The 18,534-nt window shown below is 68.5% G+C and carries 15 protein-coding genes; 10 read left to right on the forward strand and 5 right to left on the reverse strand.

Features of this window, described 5'->3' with window-relative positions:
- Nucleotides 1–26: 26 nt before the first annotated feature.
- Both AB0L97_RS02155 and AB0L97_RS02160 read right to left on the reverse strand, forming a co-directional pair.
- Nucleotides 27–791 carry a crotonase/enoyl-CoA hydratase family protein gene (locus tag AB0L97_RS02155; RefSeq protein ID WP_355071387.1) on the reverse strand — a complete coding sequence of 255 codons (765 nt, stop codon included), beginning with the start codon at nt 789–791 and terminating at the stop codon, nt 27–29.
- Nucleotides 788–2,317: an acetyl-CoA acetyltransferase gene (locus tag AB0L97_RS02160; RefSeq protein ID WP_364424753.1), complete on the reverse strand. Its 1,530-nt coding sequence runs from the start codon at nt 2,315–2,317 to the stop codon at nt 788–790. The genes AB0L97_RS02155 and AB0L97_RS02160 overlap by 4 nt, the downstream gene beginning before the upstream one ends.
- Nucleotides 2,318–2,434: 117 nt before the next feature.
- Here AB0L97_RS02160 and AB0L97_RS02165 point away from each other — a divergent pair, with 117 nt between their 5' ends.
- The 4 genes from AB0L97_RS02165 (at nt 2,435) to AB0L97_RS02180 (ending at nt 6,502) form a co-directional block, all read left to right on the forward strand.
- Nucleotides 2,435–3,190, forward strand: coding sequence for a crotonase/enoyl-CoA hydratase family protein (locus AB0L97_RS02165; protein WP_356962948.1), 756 nt, complete (start codon nt 2,435–2,437; stop codon nt 3,188–3,190).
- A 176-nt stretch (nt 3,191–3,366) separates the two neighbouring features.
- Nucleotides 3,367–4,473 (forward strand): DUF4185 domain-containing protein, encoded by a 1,107-nt coding sequence (locus tag AB0L97_RS02170; RefSeq protein ID WP_364424755.1) that lies wholly within the window; start codon nt 3,367–3,369, stop codon nt 4,471–4,473.
- A 96-nt stretch (nt 4,474–4,569) separates the two neighbouring features.
- Nucleotides 4,570–5,778 carry an erythromycin esterase family protein gene (locus tag AB0L97_RS02175; protein WP_364424757.1) on the forward strand — a complete coding sequence of 403 codons (1,209 nt, stop codon included), beginning with the start codon at nt 4,570–4,572 and terminating at the stop codon, nt 5,776–5,778.
- A gap of 49 nt (nt 5,779–5,827) precedes the next feature.
- The gene (locus tag AB0L97_RS02180) at nt 5,828–6,502 is read left to right on the forward strand and encodes a class I SAM-dependent methyltransferase (RefSeq protein ID WP_355071379.1); all 675 of its coding nucleotides are present in this window, start codon (nt 5,828–5,830) and stop codon (nt 6,500–6,502) included.
- Between the two features lie 3 nt (nt 6,503–6,505).
- Here AB0L97_RS02180 and AB0L97_RS02185 read toward each other — a convergent pair whose 3' ends face one another.
- On the reverse strand, nt 6,506–7,096 hold the full coding sequence (locus AB0L97_RS02185) for an alpha/beta family hydrolase (RefSeq protein WP_355071377.1): 591 nt from the start codon (nt 7,094–7,096) through the stop codon (nt 6,506–6,508).
- A gap of 350 nt (nt 7,097–7,446) precedes the next feature.
- Between AB0L97_RS02185 and AB0L97_RS02190 the strand changes: the two genes are divergently transcribed.
- The 3 genes from AB0L97_RS02190 (at nt 7,447) to AB0L97_RS02200 (ending at nt 11,382) form a co-directional block, all read left to right on the forward strand.
- Nucleotides 7,447–9,282, forward strand: a complete 1,836-nt coding sequence (locus AB0L97_RS02190) for an acyl-CoA dehydrogenase (protein WP_355071375.1) — start codon at nt 7,447–7,449, stop codon at nt 9,280–9,282.
- Between the two features lie 193 nt (nt 9,283–9,475).
- Nucleotides 9,476–10,210 (forward strand): helix-turn-helix domain-containing protein, encoded by a 735-nt coding sequence (locus AB0L97_RS02195; RefSeq protein WP_355071374.1) that lies wholly within the window; start codon nt 9,476–9,478, stop codon nt 10,208–10,210.
- Nucleotides 10,211–10,296: 86 nt separating this feature from the next.
- Nucleotides 10,297–11,382 carry a DUF4185 domain-containing protein gene (locus tag AB0L97_RS02200; RefSeq protein WP_356962956.1) on the forward strand — a complete coding sequence of 362 codons (1,086 nt, stop codon included), beginning with the start codon at nt 10,297–10,299 and terminating at the stop codon, nt 11,380–11,382.
- Nucleotides 11,383–11,451: 69 nt separating this feature from the next.
- On the opposite strand, the gene AB0L97_RS02205 is transcribed toward AB0L97_RS02200, so the two are convergent.
- Complete coding sequence (locus AB0L97_RS02205; RefSeq protein WP_364424760.1) at nt 11,452–13,107, reverse strand: VanW family protein; 1,656 nt, start codon at nt 13,105–13,107, stop codon at nt 11,452–11,454.
- A 554-nt stretch (nt 13,108–13,661) separates the two neighbouring features.
- Here AB0L97_RS02205 and gnd point away from each other — a divergent pair.
- Nucleotides 13,662–14,690: a phosphogluconate dehydrogenase (NAD(+)-dependent, decarboxylating) gene (gnd, locus tag AB0L97_RS02210; protein ID WP_355071369.1), complete on the forward strand. Its 1,029-nt coding sequence runs from the start codon at nt 13,662–13,664 to the stop codon at nt 14,688–14,690.
- A 55-nt stretch (nt 14,691–14,745) separates the two neighbouring features.
- On the opposite strand, the gene AB0L97_RS02215 is transcribed toward gnd, so the two are convergent.
- Nucleotides 14,746–16,068: an acetyl-CoA C-acetyltransferase gene (locus AB0L97_RS02215; protein ID WP_355071367.1), complete on the reverse strand. Its 1,323-nt coding sequence runs from the start codon at nt 16,066–16,068 to the stop codon at nt 14,746–14,748.
- 212 nt (nt 16,069–16,280) lie between these two features.
- On the opposite strand from AB0L97_RS02215, the gene AB0L97_RS02220 reads away from it, so the two are divergent.
- Together AB0L97_RS02220 and AB0L97_RS02225 are read left to right on the forward strand one after the other, a co-directional pair.
- Complete coding sequence (locus AB0L97_RS02220) at nt 16,281–17,639, forward strand: 3-oxoacyl-ACP reductase (protein WP_355071365.1); 1,359 nt, start codon at nt 16,281–16,283, stop codon at nt 17,637–17,639.
- Nucleotides 17,636–18,526, forward strand: a complete 891-nt coding sequence (locus tag AB0L97_RS02225) for a MaoC/PaaZ C-terminal domain-containing protein (protein ID WP_355071364.1) — start codon at nt 17,636–17,638, stop codon at nt 18,524–18,526. The genes AB0L97_RS02220 and AB0L97_RS02225 overlap by 4 nt, the downstream gene beginning before the upstream one ends.
- The last annotated feature ends 8 nt before the right edge of the window (nt 18,527–18,534 follow it).

Below are 18,534 nucleotides of genomic sequence, written 5' to 3' on the forward strand. Positions count from 1 at the left end.
CTGCCGGACGTGTCCGGGCCCGCCCGTCAGCGACCCTGCCACTGGGGCTCGCGCTTCTGCGCGAACGCCAGCGCGCCTTCGGCGGCGTCCTTGGAAATCAATGCGGGCAGCGCGATTTCGCCCTGCTTCGCGAATCCCTCCGCGACCGGCCAATCCGGCGACTCGTCGATGATGCGCTTGCTCGCGGCCACCGCGAGTGGTGCGGCGGCGACGATCTCGGCCGCGAATTCGAGCGCCACCGACAGCGCCGCACCCGGCTCGGTGACCCGGTTGACCAGGCCGAGCTGGTAGAGCCGCTCGGCGCCGATCCGGCCTCCGGTGAGCGCGAGTTCGGCGGCGGTGCTGCGCGGCAGCCGCTGGGTCAGGCGCAGCACGCCACCGCCCGCCGCCACCAGACCGCGCTTGACCTCGGGAATGCCGAACTGCGCGTCGCGCGCGGCGACGATGAGGTCGCCCGCGAGCGCCAGCTCGAAACCACCGGCCAGCGCGAAACCCTCGACGGCGGAGATCATCGGTTTCGCCGGGGGTTTCGCCGTGATGCCGAGCGGGCCACGGCGCTGCGTCATCGGCATCTCGCCTTTCGACGCGGCCACGAGATCCATTCCGGCGCTGAAGGTTCCGCCCGCACCGGTGAGCACGAGCACGCGCGCGGCGGAATCGGCTTCGAACTCGTCGACAGCGGCCTCGATGGCCTGCGCGGTGGCCAGGTTGATCGCGTTGCGCGCCTCGGGACGGTTGACCGTGAGCACGGTGATCGCGTCGCGCCGCTCGATCAGGACCGAGTCGTTCATCGGGCGCTCCTCTCGGTGAGCAGGGTGAACGTGTCCGCGGCGATCTCGGCGTCCGCGCCGAGCGGGTCGCCCGCGGTGAACGCCGCGAGGGTGTCGGCATCCGACGCCCGGACCAGTATGCGGGTCCCCGCCGGTGTCAGTGCGCTCACCACAACGGCTTCCGGCTCGTCGGCACGGTCCGGCGCGGGACCCTTGCGGTAGGCGACGGTGTACGCCTCGACCGTAGCCGGACCGGTGTACCCGGGCGCGGGTTCCCGCCGCGCCGCCGGCACCTCAGCCTCGATGGCACGGAACAGCCGCTCGGGCGGCTTCGCCGAGTACACCCCGACGCCGTGCTTGGTGCTGTACCAACCGAGCGCCGTCGCCAAGCCGTATGCGCCGGGGTCCGCGCGGAGAATGCCGGACAGCGTCGCGATCGAATGCGTCGTGTAGTTGTTGCCCGGGCCGCCCGCGAAGGTGAGACCACCGGTGACCGACAGTGGCCGGGCCGGATCGTCGATCGGCAGGCCGAGTTCCTCGGCCGCGATCTGCACCGCCACCGGGAAGCAGGAGTACAGGTCGACGTGGGCGACATCGTCTATCGCGATTCCCGCGGCGCCGAGCGCCGCCTTCCCCGCCGCGGCGATCGCGGGCGATCGAGACATGTCCGCTCGTTCGGAGACGAACCATTCGTCGGTCGCGGTGGCGCCGGCATGCGGGAACACCCATCGGTCCCGCGGCACACCGGCGGCCTCGGCCGCCGCCGCGCTGCACAGGATGAGCCCGGCGCCCAGGTCCACGGTCAGGTTGGCGATCAGCAGCTTCGGATACGGCGTCGACACCATCCGGTTGGCGGGCGCCGGCGTCGCCAGGTCGGCGGCAGCCTGCGCGGCGGGCTGCCACGCGTACGGATTGCGTGCCGCGATCTCCGACAGCCGCGACCACAGTCCGCCGATCCGCTCGCGGTGCGCGGCTTCGCTCGACCCCAGCCTGCGGCGCAGGGCCGTCTCCATGAGCGCGTAGAAGTACACCGGGCCCCACAGCCCCGCGGCGGTTTCCATGTCCGAGTTCGGTCCACGATCGGAGCCGACGATCTCGTCCGGTGTTACGCCGTCCGGCTGTTCCGGCCAGTCCACCGCCGCGCCGGAGCGGGCGGCCGTGTTCCCGGAGTACACCGCTTCGGCTCCGGTGAGCAGGGCGACCTCCGAGCGGCCGTCGGCGATGACCTGCGCGACGGCGTTGAGCAGCCGCTGCGGCGCGTCACCGCCGAAACGCACCGACTGCACGGTCCTCCTCGGGCTGACGCCCAGTTCAGCCGCGACGAGCGCGCCCAGGTCACCGTAGGGGCGGCTGACCGGGGCGACGGCGGCGATCACATCGGCCGCACGCAGCAATCGGTCGCCGACGCCGCTATCGGCGCCCGCGCGGCGCAAGGATTCGGCGGCGAGTTCGACCGGGCCGGGCAGGCCCGGCTCACCCGGTCGGTGTACGACCTGCCCGGCGCCGACGAGCACCGGCGTCCTCGGGTCCATTCCGGCTGGCAGCATGCGACCTCCGCTCCATAACCGTCAACGTTGACGGTAACTCGAGTCCGATTAGAACAGAGCCCTGGCACCACGGCAACAGTGCGCGCCAGACAACTGACTCACAAGTAAGATCCGAGCATGGGCACCAACATCGCAGTGCGGTTCGACGACCACCGGGCGTACGTAACGCTGGACCGGCCGGACAAGCACAACGGCCTGACCATCGACATGCTCCGCGAGCTGGTTGCCAGCGCGAAGCTGGTGGCCCACCGCAGCGATGTGCGTGCGGTCATTCTGTCCGGAAACGGACCCAGCTTCAGCAGCGGGCTGGATATCTCCGCGGCAATCAGCGATCCATTGGCAATCGTTCGGAATTTCGTGCCGCTACCCTGGCGCGGCACCAATGCCTTCCAGGAGGCGTGCTGGGCTTGGCGCCGCCTGCCGGTGCCGGTGATAGCCGCCGTGCACGGGCGCTGCTACGGCGGCGGGCTCCAGCTCGCGCTCGCCGCCGACGTCCGTTTCGCCACCCCCGACGCGGAGTTCTCCGTCATGGAAGCCAAACACGGGCTGATCCCGGATATGACCGGCGCTGCAACACTATCCAGGCTGATCGGCATCGACAAAGCCCTCTTGCTCACGATGACCGCGGACGTAGTGGACGCGGACTACGCCGCGCGGATCGGCTTGGTCACCGAGCTGACGCCGGACCCCGTGGTGGAGGCGGAGAAACTCGCCGACCGCCTTGCGACGCGGTCGCCGCACGCGGTCGCCGCCGCCAAACGACTCTTCGAGAAGTCGTGGCAAGCATCCACCCGGCGAACCCTGGCCGTCGAGCGCGCGACCCAACTTCCTTTGATTCTCCGCAAGGCGCGCAGCCGCCCTACCAAGAATTAGCTACAAATTCGCTAGTCTGCTGGAGAACCCTCCCCGCGACTGGTTCCGCTGCTACCATTTGCACGATTTGCCAGCCAGTCGACTAGTGGTGCGCGGCACACTGCGAAGGGTCTGTGTATCGCGGGACGTCCGTGTTTCGCACCGCTCTCGGGAAGAAACCGGAGGGCTCACAGATCGTGATCAAGACCGCATCCTTCCTGCTCTCGGCGCTGGCGGGCGCCTCGGCCCTGTTCTTCACGGCGACCACCCCCGCCATCGCGAACCCGAACGCCATCAATCCGATCCCGGTGCTCAACGGCACGACCGGATTGCCGAATCTGCTCGGCCGCACCAAGGCGGTCTTCCAGGTGACCGGTATGGCCAGCCCGAACAACACTCAGACCTACAACGTCCTCGGCACCGATCTCGGCATCATGTGGGACAACGGGCGCGGCGAAATGCTCACGGCGTTCGGCGACACCGCAGGCGTCGGTTTCCCGAATCTGCTCGCGGGCAGCATGTGGGCCTGGCGCAGCAATATCCTGCTGCGCAGCCACACCACCGATCCGGCCGAGGGCGTCTATTTCGACAGCGTGGTGCGCGACGTGTTCGGGCAGGCGCGCGATCTGATCGCCAGCCCGAAGATCCCGTTCCTGGAGATCAGCCGCATCCCGACCGCGGGCATCGCCGTCGACGGCGTGCAGTACATGAGCCTGATGTCCGTGCGGACCTGGGACGACGTCGGCCAGTGGAGCACCAACTTCTCCGGTCTCGCCGTCTCCGGGGACAACGGCGAGACATGGGCCGAACTGCCGGAAACACGGCGGAACAACGAGGGCGGAGACGCCAACTTCCAGATGAACGCCTTCCTCGCCGACGGCGGGTACATCTACGAATACGGCACGCGGTCCGGACGCAATCACACCGCGCACGTCGCCCGCGTGCGCGCGCACGACATCGGAAATCTCGCCGAATACGAATACTGGGACGGCCACGCCTGGCGGAAGAACGACGTGAACGCCGCCGCGCCCATCATGTTCGGCGTCGGCGAACTGTCGGTGATGTACAACGCCTATCTGGGGCAATACATTTCGTTGACCACCGATCGATTCAATTCCGTGGTGATGCGGCGCGCTCCCGATCCGGTCGGACCGTGGAGCGATCCCGAAGTACTGATCGACACCCGCGAATTGCCCACCGCCTACGCGCCTTCCATCTTTCCGTACCAGACCGGGCGCGATCTGTACTTCCTCACGACCGTGCACAGCCAGTACAACGTCCTGCTGATGCGCACGACGTTGTAACCGGGAACCCGGCGATCCGACGCGGCGCTTGACCTCAACGAAGGTTCATGTACGAGGCTGCACCGCGTTGGATCGTTCACGTTTCCGGGAGGCACCATGCTCAGCACCACCGTCGACATCCGCGCCTGGTTGCGCGACAACGCCATCGCGATCGACAGCACCGATCCGGACTCGCCCGGTACGGAACTCGACGGCCTGATCGCGCGGCTCGCCACCGCCACGGTGGTCGGGCTCGGCGAGTCGACGCGGTTCTCCCGCCAGACCTTCGGTGTGCGCGAGCGGCTGCTGCGCGGGCTCGTCGAACGGCACGGCTTCCGCGCACTGGCCATCCAGGACAGCGCGCGTTCCGGCGAACGGTGGGACCGGTTCGTCACCGCGGGCGCGGGCGACCCCGAATCGGTGCTCGCCGGCGCCTGGCGTCCGTGGCGTACCGAGGAATCGGTGGCCACGCTGCGCTGGATCCGCGCGTACAACCTGGCGCATCCGGACGACCCGGTGCGGATCTTCGGCGTCGAACCGCCCCGTGCCGAACCGAGCGACTACGACGCGGTACTCGACTACGTGCGCCGCGCGGCTCCCGACCGGCTCGCCGCGATCGAGGCGCATCTCGCGCCGATCCGCACCGCGCATCAAGTCGACGAACATGTCCAGCGCCATCAAGGCACCCACCCCGGCCGCCCGTTCGCCGAGCACGCCGAAGACGCCCTCGAGCTGCTCACGACATTGCCGGATACCGGCGAGCGCGCCTCGGCGCTCACCCACGCCCGCATGATCCGCGACTTCCACCGGCAGAGCGTCGCGAGCCAAGGGTTCGCCAGGGACGAACGGCCGTCGGCCGAGACGGTGCTGGAATGGCAGCGCTCGACTGGCGCGAAGATCGTCTACTGGGACGGCCTCGCGCACACCACCAGCCTTCCGATCGTCTTCGGTACGGCCGAATTCCGCGGCACCGGAAGTCATTTGCGCACTGAGCTGGGCGAACGATACGTGTCCGTCGGCATCGGCTTCCATCACGGCGACCTCGGCGCGGCCGTGGCGCCCAATCCGCAACCGGACCTGGTGGACGCCGCGCTGGGCGAAGTCGAGCTGCCCGCCTACTACGTCGACCTGCACGCCGCCGCGCCGGAACCGGTCCATGATTGGCTGATCGGCCCGGCGAAACTGCGCACCATCAGCGGCGTCTACGACCCGGCCGCCGACGCCACGGCCAATATCCGGCTTTCGTCGCTCGCCGATGCGTTCGACGTGCTGATCCACGTACGCGAGACCACGCCGGTGCACTGGCTCTCGCAGGTATCGGACTGACTCGGGCAACCCCACGAAGCGCGGGTGGCCCGATCAATAGACTCGAAATATGGATGCGGCCGACTGGGACGAGCGCTACGCGCAAACGGAATTGGTCTGGGGCGCACCGCCGAACAACACCGTGGTGGAGCACGTCTACGGGTTGGAACGCCGTGCGCCCCTCCAAGCCGCCACACCCGAGGGCGATGCGCCGGAGTTCCCGCGCGCTCTCGATCTGGCGTGCGGCGAGGGCCGCAACGCCCTGTGGCTCGCCACGCACGGCTGGCAGGTGCACGCCGTCGACTACTCACAAGTCGGCATCGACAAAGGCCGCACGGTGGCGTCGCGGCTGTCCCGCTCGGTCCGCAATCGCATCACCTGGCAGTGCGCCGATGTCACCGATCTGGACGAAGCGGGGATCACCGGACCGTTCGAGCTGGTCTTGATGGTCTTCCTGCACCTGCCCGCCGAGCAGCGCCGCGCGTTGGTGCGCACGGCGGCCGGGCTGCTGGCTCCGGAAGGCACCCTGCTCGTACTCGGCCACGACACCACCAACATCACCGACGGCTGCGGCGGGCCGCAGGACCCGGCCATCCTGTTCACCCCTGACGACATCGTCGCCGACCTCGGCCCGCTCGCGGCGGCGAGCGAGGTGCGCGTACGCATCGCCGACCGCGTCTACCGGCCCACCGAAACGGGCGACGCCATCGACGCGCTGGTCATCGCCACCCGACCGGCCGAATAGGACTCAGGACCAGCGCTCCAGCCACGGAGTCACGGTCTCGGCGATCAGGTCGAAGCCCGCACGGAAGGCGTGCGGCTGTCCCGGGATGACGCGCACTTCGGCGGCGTCGGCGGGGTCGGGAATGCCGAACGGGTCGTTCGCCCCGTTGACGACGACCACCTCGATGTCTCCCGGCGCGAGCAGTTCATCCCGGCGCGAGTTCTCCGGCTTGCCCGGCGGATGCAGCGGGAACGAGAGCGCGAGAACGCCACGGACCCGTGCCGCGACGGCGGTACGACAAGCCACCCGCGCCCCGTTGCTGCGCCCACCCTGGATCACCGGGATGCGCTTGCGCCCGCGCAGCCGCGCGACGATCTCCAGCCAGGCCTCGTCCTGCTTGACCGCCGAACCCGGCGCCCGCCGCCCAGCCACCCGATACGGCTGCACCACCCGCGCGACCCCACCCCCAAGCCGCAACGCGACGTCACGCACCGCGAGCAGGTCCTTCGCCTCCACCCCTCCCCCCGCACCATGCGTGAGCAGCAGCAGAAACGCGGGCCTGCGCGGCTGTTCGAGCTCGACCTCAGCCGGCCCCGCACTCGTCTCGATCAGCATTGTGCTCATTCTGCCGCGGCGGGCCCCCGAAGCCGCACCGTCGCTCCCCGCGTGATCGACCTGCGACTATCGGAGCAAGCGGCGGCCGTCGCCCACCCCGACCACGTCTTTCGAGCGAAGCGAGACCGAGCATCCGCCGTTCGCGCGAAGGCGCGGCAAATCAAACACTGTAAAACGCGTCACATTGCCTGCTCAGCTCTTTGCGCAATCATTACCGGCCGGTAATATGTCTCATAAGTTACCCGCGAGTAGCATGCGGAAAACCGGCACGACTACCCGGTGGAGCGAACAACGGGCGGGAACGGCAACCATACCGACCGCACCAACTCAACGGAGAGTGAGTACTGACAATGGGTCACTACAAGAGCAACGTCCGCGACCTGGAGTTCAACCTCTTCGAGGTTCTCGGCCTCGGGTCGATCCTGGACAGTGGCGCCTACGGCGATCTCGACACCGACACGGTGAAGGAGATGCTCAACGAGGTGCGCCGCCTGGCCGAGGGTCCGCTCGGTGAGTCGTTCGCCGACGCCGACCGTAACCCCCCGGTCTTCGACCCCGAGAACCACACGGTCACGCTGCCGGAGTCGTTCAAGAAGAGCTACCGCACCCTGCAGGACGGCGGCTGGGACAAGCTCGGCATCGCCGAGGAGCTCGGCGGCCTGCCGATCCCGCGCGCCGCGTACTGGGCGATCGCCGAACTGATCCTGGGCGCGCAGCCCGCCGCCTTCATGTACGCCGCGGGCCCCGGCTTCGCGAACATCTTCTACAACAACGCCACCGACGAGCAGAAGAAGTGGGCGGAGATCGCCGCCGAGCAGGGTTGGGGCGCCACGATGGTGCTGACCGAGCCCGACGCCGGTTCCGACGTCGGCGCCGGTCGCACCAAGGCGATCAAGCAGGAAGACGGCACCTGGCACATCGAGGGCGTGAAGCGGTTCATCACCTCCGCCGACTCCGACGACCTGTTCCCGAACATCATGCACCTGGTGCTGGCCCGCCCCGAGGGCGCGGGACCGGGCACCAAGGGCCTGTCGCTGTTCTTCGTACCGAAGTTCCACTTCGACCACGAGACCGGTGAGCTGGGCGAGCGCAACGGTGTGTTCGTCACCAACGTCGAGCACAAGATGGGCCTGAAGGTCTCGGCCACCTGTGAGGTCACCTTCGGCGGTCACGGCATCCCGGCCAAGGGCTGGCTGGTCGGCGAGGTGCACAACGGCATCGCGCAGATGTTCGACGTCATCGAGCACGCTCGCATGATGGTGGGCACCAAGGCCATCGCGACCCTGTCGACCGGTTACCTGAACGCGCGGGACTACGCCAAGGAGCGGGTCCAGGGCGCCGACCTGACCAAGATGACCGACAAGGCCGCGCCGCGCGTGACCATCACCCACCACCCGGATGTCCGTCGCTCGCTGGCCACCCAGAAGGCGTACGCCGAGGGCCTGCGCGCGGTGTACCTGTACACCGCCGCTCACCAGAACGCCGATGTCGCCCAGCACGTTTCCGGTGCGGATGCCGACCTGGCCGCGCGGGTCAACGACCTGCTGCTGCCGATCGTCAAGGGCGTCGGCTCGGAGCGGGCCTACCAGTACCTGACCGAGTCGCTGCAGACCCTGGGCGGTTCGGGCTTCCTGCAGGACTACCCGATCGAGCAGTACATCCGCGACGCGAAGATCGACTCGCTGTACGAGGGCACCACCGCGATCCAGGCGCAGGACTTCTTCTTCCGCAAGATCGCTCGTGACCGCGGCGTCGCGCTGGCCCACGTGGCCGGTCAGGTGCAGAAGTTCATCGACGCCGAGGCGGGCAACGGCCGCCTGAAGGGCGAGCGCAAGCTGCTGGCCACCGCGCTGGAGGACGTGCAGGCCATGGCCGCCACGCTCACCGGCCACCTGATGGGCGCCCAGGAGCAGCCGAGCGAGCTGTACAAGGTCGGCCTCGGTTCGGTGCGCTTCCTGCTCTCGGTCGGTGACCTGCTCATCGGCTGGCAGCTGCTGCGTCAGGCCGAGGTCGCCATCGCGGCCCTCGACAACGGCGCGACCGGCGCCGACGCGGCGTTCTACAACGGCAAGATCGCGGTCGCGCAGTTCTTCGCCCGCAACGTCCTGCCGGAGCTGACCGCCACCCGCGCGGTGCTGTCCAACCTGGACAACGACATCATGGAGCTGGACGAAGCCGCGTTCTGACCTTCGTTCCACCGCAACGGCACAACGGCCCGGAGATCCTCTCCGGGCCGTTGTCGTCTACATTTGTCGATTCGTGACGTTCGATCACCGCTCGACGCCGATTCTCTCCGGTAGATTGCGTGCTCCCGGGGAGCGACAAGAGCCTCCCGCTTCCCACAGTTCGGCACGAGAATTGTCGGCAGAGGTGCCCGAGGTGACGCGCAACGCAACTGGCATCGGCGCCTATCTGCGCGAACGACGCCTCGCCGCGGGGCTGACGCCCGCCCATCTCGCCGAGCGGGCCGAGCTCACCGAAGCGGTGCTCGACCAGATCGAGACAGGCGCGGTGGCGCCGAATCAGCCACTGCTGCAACAGCTGTTCGACGCGCTGGAGGTGCCGATCTGGTACCGCAAACATATCGTCGTGCTGTCCCTGCCGAATTTCTTCACGGACGCCTACGGACCCGGCCCCGACGTGCCCACTCCGGACGACCAGGCCGACCTGCACAGCTTCCCCGACCCGGCCTGCTACCAGCGGATGCCGACGCAGGACCTGGTGGCAGCCAATTCCGCCTACGAACGCGCCTTTCCAGGTGCCCTCCCCCGAGGAAACGTGCTGGAGTGGATGTTCCTCGACGCGGCGGCCCGCCGGGTGATGGTGGACTGGGCCGTGGAAGCGCACCTGCTCGTCGACGCCTTCCGTATCCTGTCTCCGCTCGCGCCGCGCGAGCGCGTCGAGGAGATCGCCGAACGTTGCCGCCGCTCCCCTGATTGGGATCGCATGTGGACCACCGAAGTGCGTCCCGCCGACCTCCCCCGCCGCCGATTGCAGGTGCGCGATCCAGCCTCGAGACGGGTCCGATCGATGAGCATGCGGGTCTACAGCCCAGAACTACCCGAGCGCCCGTGGTGGCTTTACCGGCTGGTGACGATCGGCCGAACGCGCTGAGTCCACCCACCGATGTAGGCGACATCGCGGCGGCGAACGGGCAGAATGACCGAGCAGACTGCGTCCCAGAGGAAGGGAATTGCCGGATGACTCGATCGCTGTCCGCACTCACCGGGGCCGGCGCGCTAGCCGCGGTCTTGGCGCTGGTCGCCGCCACGCCCGCCGGAGCCGACCCGAACAACGTCATTCCGATTCCGGCGATCAACGGCATTCACGGCCTGCCGGACCTGCCCGGGCCTGCCAGAGCGGTGTTCCAGGTGACCGGCATGGACAGCCCGAATCGGACCCAGAACGTCAACGTGCTCGGCACGGATCTCGGCATCATGTGGGACGACGGCAACGGCCGCATGATCACCGCCTTCGGCGACAGCGCGGGCATCGGGATCCCGAATCTCCTCGCGGGCAGCATCTGGGCCTGGACCAGCAATGTGCTGTTCCGCAGCTCCAGGCACGATCCGGCCGACGGCATCATCTTCGACGACGTGGTGCCGAATCCCATACCCAGCCCCAAGATTCCCGGCATCGAGATCAGCCTGATTCCCACCGCGGGCATCTCGGTGGGCGGCGTGCAGTACATGAGCTTGATGTCGGTGCGCGAATGGGGTGACCACGGGAAGTGGAACACCAACTTCTCCACCCTGGCCGCCTCCGGTGACGGCGGCACCACGTGGGCCCAGCTCACCCACACGCGTCGCGCGAACGTCGACGGCCACGAGAACTTCCAGCAGAACGCCTTCTTGAAGGCGAATGGCTACGTCTACCGCTACGGCACCCCAGCAGGGCGCAACAATCCCGGATTCGTCTCTCGCGCGAAGGAATCCGATATCGCGAATATCGACGCCTACGAATACTGGGACGGCAGAGAGTGGAAACCCACCGACGCCAAGACGGCGGCTCCGATCGTCGGCGGCGTCGCGGAACTCTCGGTGATGTGGAACGACTATCTGGGCCAGTACGTCATGTTGACCACCGATCCGGCCAACAGCGTCGTCCTGCGCACCGCACCGGCTCCGGAAGGGCCGTGGAGCGAACCGCGCGTGCTCATCGACGCCCGCGCGCTTCCCACCGCGTACGCGCCGATGATCTATCCGTATCAAACCGGCCGCGACCTCTACTTCGTGGTCACCCAGCACACCCAGTACAACGTGTTGCTGATGCGAACTCCGTTGTGAAGACGACGAATCCGCCCCTCCGGTGCGTGGCGGGGCGGATTCGGGAACCGCGTGCTCGGGGCTATTCCCTCACTCGCACTTGACGATCGGGATCGGGTCGTACTTCACCGTGCGGGTCTTTCGAGACACTTCGCGGCCGGTTTTGTGGTCGGTGATGACGCGGGTGTCGGAGATGGTGAAGCCGGGGCCACCTTCGGAGGCGATGCAGTCCTTGCCCTTGGGCAAGGTGACCGTGTTGGGTTCGGTCGGTTTGGTCTTCTCGCCGGTGATGGACTCGACGTCGACCGTCTTCGTGCCCCACAGTCGCACGGTGATCTCGGTGGCGGTCGCCGAGGTTTCGATGTAGATGCCGGTCTGGGTGTTGTTGCGGAATTTCAGGTCGATCACGCCGTCGAAGACGGTGGCCTCGCGGGCGGCGGGGTAGCGGGAGATGTAGTAGCTGTGCTCGGTGTGACCCGCGTCCTCGAGACCCGCGAAATACGCCGCGTTGTAGAGCGTGGTGGCGAACTGGCTGATGCCGCCGCCGACGGCGGTGCTGGGACGACCGTGGTCGATGATGCCGGACTCGACGTATCCCTCCGCCGTGCCGCGCGGACCGGTGAAGTCGTTGAGCGAGAACGTGTCTCCCGGCTTCACGATCGCGCCGTCGACCTTCTTTGCCACGGTGCGGATGTTGACCCCGGAGGGGCCGCTGAAACCGCCGGTAGTGAACGATCCGACGGGTTCGACCACGCCGAGCCCCTGTGCGGCCTCGGTGGTCAGCTTCGGTTCGACCCGTTCGTAGACCACCTGCGCGGTCCGCTCGCCCGGCGCGGTCAGCAACGCGGTGAGCTGTTCGAAGGTCTTGGGCCAGTTGATCTTGTCGCCGATCACGGCGGGGACGACGGACGCCTTGCCACCCGCCACCGCGAACGTCGCGTCTTTCGGTTCGATCTCCGTGGTGGCCAGTTGCGGCCCGAGTAGACCGGTCGCGGCGTCCTGATTCACCGACGCGGCGAGACCGCCTTGCCCGTCCGGCGCGAAGGCCAGCACGGACGCGATCTGCTCCGGATCGAGCCTGCCCGAGGCGCCCTTGCCCGCGAACGCGATCGGCGAGCGCACCGCGGGCTGGGCGATCTCGCGCAGGGCCTTGTCCACGGCCTCCGGACGCACCTGCAGCGGCGCGGGGACGACGAGAAGGTCCACTGTGGCGCCGGCGACCCACTGCTCGGCCAATTCCGTACGCGCGGCGGCGACATCGAGCACCCGGCCCGGAACCGGAGGCACCGCGACGGGTTCGGCATTGCGGAAGGTGATGGTGCCCTCCACCGACGGCCGGTCGTGCACCCGCAGTTCGGTGAGTTGGCGATCCAGGGCCGGTTCGTCGACGGCACTGACGATCGACACTTCGCGGGTGGTGAGGAAGGAGGCGAGCCGGGTGAACGGGTTGAGCGGCTGGGAGCCGATCCGCGACCAGGTGGCGTCCCAGTCGACGGCCAGTCCGGCGGCGCTCGGCACGATGCGGGTCTGCACGTCGCCGATGCGCAGCGGCAGTTCGCGGCCCGCCCTGGGATCCAGTTCGGCGCGCAGCTTCGCATCGGCCGCGGCTTTGTCCATGCCGCCGATGTCGACACCGGCGACGACGGTGCCACGCGCGACCTCGCCCGAGGACATCACCCAGTCCACCACGTAGCCGAGACCGGCGACCGCCAGCACCGCGCCCACCGCGATACCCACCCGGCGCACGACGGCGCTGTCCAGGCGTTTCGACGGCGGGGGCGAGATCGGGCGACGCGCGGGCGCACGGCGGGGTGCGGGTGGCGGGGGCCGCCTCCGGGTAGTTTGCAGAGGCTGGGTGAGCTGTTCGTCGCCGGTCCAAGCGACCGACCGGTCCGCCGCCTGGGGCCGCTCCGCCCCGAGAAGCTGGCGCCATCCGACTTCGCCACCAGCCTGTGGGCCGCGTCCTCCGGTGCTCGGCTGGCTCGTCACGAACCGTCCTCCCCGTTCGATTGAATTGTGGACCCGCACCGCTGCGCGTCCCTGCCAACGATAGTGGTCCACACCGACAGTGCTCGCCACAGCTCGGGCATAGCGCACATTCCGCGCGAAGAACCGGGTACACCACACAAAGAGGCCCGCGCAGTTGCCGGGTCGGGGGTCAGGCAACTGCGCGGTGCCGATCTGTTTATCGGGCTGTAGCGGGCGGCGTTACACCCGCGAACCGAACCGTGATCGATCCCACGCGGAAGAATCGAGACGACCCCGCCGCAAGACTTGGCTACACGAGGGAGATGGATGGCATGCAGCTGGGAATGATCGGCCTCGGCCGGATGGGCGCAAACATCGTGCGCCGCATCGTCGGGGACGGACACACCGCCGTCGGATACGAACGTCGCTCCGCGCACATCGACGAACTGCGCGCCGAGCTCGGGGACGGCTTCCGGGGCAGCACCGACCTCACCGAGTTCGTCGGCATGCTGGAGACGCCGCGCGTGGTGTGGGTGATGATCCCCGCCGGGGCCACCGGTGCGGTGATCGAGCAGGTCGCCGAGCTGCTCGAACCGGGCGACATCGTCATCGACGGCGGCAACAGCCGCTACCACGAGGACCTCGTGCGCGCCGAGCGCTTGCGGCCCAAGGGCATCCACTACGTGGACATCGGCACTTCGGGCGGGGTTTTCGGGCGGACTCGCGGCTTCTGCCTGATGATCGGCGGCGAATCCGAGCCGGTGAAGCACCTGGACCCACTGCTGAAATCCATCGCGCCGGGCCTCGGGGCGGCGGAGCGGACGCCGGGACGCGGCGGCGAGCCGTCCACGGCCGAGCTGGGTTATCTGCACTGCGGACCGGTAGGGGCGGGCCACTTCGTGAAAATGGTGCACAACGGCATCGAGTACGGGGCGATGGCCGCCTACGCGGAAGGGCTGAACGTCCTGCGCCGGGCCAACTACGGCGCCGAGCACACGGGCGAGTTCTCCGCGGAGGAGACGCCCCTGGAACATCCCGAGTACTACCGGTACGACCTGGACATCCCCGAGATCACCGAGGTGTGGCGGCGGGGGTCGGTGGTCGCGTCCTGGCTGCTGGACCTCACCGCGGCCGCGCTGCACGCGGACCCGAGCCTGGATTCCTACAGCGGCCGGGTATCCGATTCCGGCGAGGGTCGCTGGACGGTCGATGCCGCCATCGACACCGGCGTGCCCGTCCCTGTGCTGGCTTCGGCTTTGTTCGCGCGATTCTCCTCGCGGGGCGAAGCGGTGTACGCGGACAAAGTGCTCTCGGCGATGCGTAAAGCGTTCGGCGGGCACCTCGAGCTGCCCGGCGAGTAGGGCGCAGGTGGTCCGACCGGAATTCCGGTCGGACCACCTCGCGGTGTGCGATCGGTCAGCGCTCGAGGATCGCCACGACGCCCTGGCCACCCGCGGCGCAGATGGAGATCAGCGCGCGGCCGGAGCCCTTCTCGGCCAGCTGCTTCGCGGTGGCGGCGACGATACGGCCGCCGGTCGCGGCGAACGGGTGACCCGCGGCCAGCGACGATCCGTTGACGTTCAGCTTGCTGCGATCGATCGAGCCCAGCGCGCCGTCGAGGCCGAGGCGCTCCTTGCAGTAGGCGTCGGACTCCCACGCGGTCAGGGTGGCCAGCACCACCGAGGCGAACGCCTCGTGGATCTCGTAGTAGTCGAAGTCCTGCAGGGTCAGGCCGTTGCGGGCGAGCAGGCGCGGCACCGCGTAGGTCGGGGCCATCAGCAGGCCGTCGGGACCGTGGATGTAGTCGACCGCGGCGACCTCGCTGTCCACCAGGTGCGCCAGTACGGGCAGCTTGCGCTCGGCGGCCCACTCCTCGCTGGACAGCAGCACCGCGGAGGCGCCGTCGGTGAGCGGGGTGGAGTTGCCCGCGGTCATGGTCGCGTCACCGGCTTTGACGCCGAAGACCGGCTTCAGCGTCGCCAGCTTCTCGATCGAGGAATTCGGCCGCAGGTTGTCGTCGCGGGTCAGGCCGAGGAACGGCGTGATCAGGTCATCGAAGAAACCGCGGTCGTAGGCGGCCGCCATGTTCTTGTGCGACAGATAGGCCAGCTCGTCCTGCGCCTCGCGCGGGATGCCGAATTCCTTGGCGGTGATGGCGGCGTGCTCGCCCATGGACAGCCCGGTGCGCGGCTCGGCGTTGCGCGGGATCTCGATGCCGAGCATGCTCGGGCGCAGCTGGCCGACCAGCTTGAGGCGGTCTTTGTTGGTCTTGGCGCGGTTGGCGTCGAGCATCCACTCGCGCATGCCCTCGCTGACGCCGATCGGGGCGTCGGAGGTGGTATCGGTACCGCCGCCGACGCCTGCTTCGATCCGGCCCGCGGCGATCGCGTCGCCGACGGTGACGATCGCCTGCAGGCCGGTGCCGCAGGCCAGCTGCAGGTCGTGCGCCGGGGTGTAGGGGCTGAGCTTGCTGCCGAGCACGCTCTCCCGGATCAGGCCGTGCTCGCCGACCCGCTTGAGCACGGCGCCGCCGACGACCATGCCGAGTCGCTCGCCCTGCAGGCCGAAACGGCTGACCAGCCCGTCCAGCGCGGCGGTGAACATGTCCTGGTTGGAGGCGTGCGCGTACGCCTTGTCGGAGCGAGCGAACGGAATCCGGTTGCCACCGACGATCGCGACCGGGCGGGTGGTCCTACCGGTCTTGGCGGCACTCTTCGCCGAACGGGCTTTGCTAGTCACTCGAGTCTCCAAGGTCTCGTGGATGGGTGTCCCGGCGGCCCGGTGGAGCACGGATATCTCCGCGCTGCTCGGCGCCCCGTCGCGGTTGTTTACATTAAACTTACTCTGGAGTAAGTTTAATGTCGACACATACCCCCGCAAAAGTGCGCCAGCAGACCACGCCGGGGCGATACCCCAGACCCGAGAGCCAGAACTCAGAAAAGGTAGGAATAGTGGCAGCCAGCAAGAGCAAGGGTGCTCCCAACCTCTATGGATCGTTCGTACACTCCGCGCCTGGCGCGTTCCTGGCCGGCAAGCTCGGCCTTCCGAAGCCGGAGAAGCTGCGCCGCTACGTCAAAGGCGAGCCGCCGCTGTCCGGGCCGGTGCTGATCGGCGGCAAGGGCCGCGTCGCCGAGCCGGTGCGCGCCCTGCTGTCGGACTACACCTTCGCCGACGCGCTGAGCCAGGGCACCAAGTACGGCGCCCTGGTATTCGACGCCACCGGCGTCGGCACCATCGAGGACCTCTCGCAACTGTTCGAGTTCTTCCAGCCCGCCCTGCGCAGCCTCACCTCCTCCGGACGCATCGTGGTCATCGGCACCACTCCCGAGCTGGCTTCCGGCATCGACGAGCAGATCGCGCAGCGCGCACTGGAGGGCTTCACCCGCTCGGTGGCCAAGGAACTGCTGCGCGGCTCGACCGCCCAGCTGGTCTATTTGCACCCGGAGGCGTCCGCGGCGGCGACCGGCCTGGAGTCGACCCTGCGCTTCCTGCTCTCGGCCAAGTCGGCGTTCGTCGACGGCCAGGTCATCCGGGTCGGCAAGGACGACGCGAGCGCGCCCGCCGACTGGGACCGCCCGCTGGACGGCAAGGTCGCGGTGGTGACCGGCGCCGCGCGCGGCATCGGCGCCACCATCGCCGAGGTGTTCGCCCGCGACGGGGCCCAGGTGATCGTGGCCGACATCCCGGCGGCGGGCGAGGCGCTGTCGCAGACCGCGAACAAGGTGGGCGGCACCGCGCTCGCGCTCGACGTCACCGCGCCCGACGCGGCGGAGAAGCTGGCCGAGTTCGCCACCGAACGTTTCGGCGGCATCGATATCGTCGTGCACAACGCGGGCATCACCCGGGACAAGCTGCTGGCGAACATGGACGAGGGCCGCTGGAACGCGGTCATCAACGTCAACCTGGCCGCTCCGCACCGGATCACCGAGGGGCTGGTGGCCAAGGGCGCGCTGAAGGAGGGCGGTCGCGTGATCGACGTGTCCTCGATCGCGGGCATCGCGGGTAACCGCGGGCAGACCAACTACGGCGCGTCCAAGGCGGGCGTCATCGGCATGGTGAACGCGGAGGCGCCGAAGCTGGCGGAGAAGAACATCACCATCAACGCCGTCGCGCCGGGTTTCATCGAGACCGCGATGACCGCCGCCATCCCGCTGGCCACCAGGGAAGCGGGCCGGCTGATGAGTTCGCTGCTGCAGGGCGGCCAGACCGTCGACGTCGCCGAGACCATCGCCTACTTCGCGAGCCCGGCGTCGAGCGCGGTGACCGGCAACGTCGTGCGGGTCTGCGGACAGAGCCTGATCGGAGCATGATGGCCCAGGCTCCGGCAGGCAAGGAGAAGACCCAGGTGATCGCCCTCACCGAACCGCCGAAGAACAACCGCCTGTTCGTCAAGGCGGCGCTCGGCGCGGTGCCGCTGCTGTCGGCGCGCAAGCCGACGCTGCCGGACCGGGCCGTCCGGCTCGACGGGCTGCGGGTGGACCCGGATCATCTGGCCGCCTACTGCCGCGCGACCGGGCTGCGGTTCGGCGACGCGCTGCCGCTGACCTACCCGTTCATCCTCACCTTCCCGCTGGCGATGCAACTGGTGGTGGCGCGGGACTTCCCGTTCGTGGCGGTGGGCGCGGTGCACGCGCAGAACGTCATCGAGCGCACCCGCGAGATCTCGGTGAGCGAGCCGCTGGACATCCGCACCCACATCGAGAACCTGCGCGAGCACCCGAAGGGCCTGCTCGTGGACGCGATCAGCGATGTGAAGGTGGGCCGGGAGCAGGTGTGGCACCAGGTCACCACGTTCCTGCACCAGCAGCGCACCTCGCTGTCGGGCGGGCCGAAACCGGAGCCCAAACCGGAGGAGGTTCCGCCGCCGCCGCTGCGCACCCTGCGGGTGGATCAGAAGACGATCACCCGGTACGCGGCCGCGTCCGGTGACCACAATCCGATCCACACTTCGGCATTGGGCGCCAAGGCGTTCGGCTTCTCGCGATCGATCGCCCACGGCATGTGGTCGGCGGCGACGATTCTCGGGGCGGTCGAGGGACGCATTCCGGAGCAGACCACGTACTCGGTCAAGTTCGGCAAGCCGATCCTGCTGCCCTCCGCCGTCAACCTGTATGCCGATCAGGTCGAAGGCGGTTGGGATCTGGCGCTGCTCCACCCGAAGAAGGGGTACCCGCACCTGACGGCGACCCTGCGCTGAACGTTCCG

The organism is Nocardia sp. NPDC051911, from assembly GCF_040681035.1.
Classification (GTDB): Bacteria; Actinomycetota; Actinomycetes; order Mycobacteriales; family Mycobacteriaceae; genus Nocardia; species Nocardia sichangensis.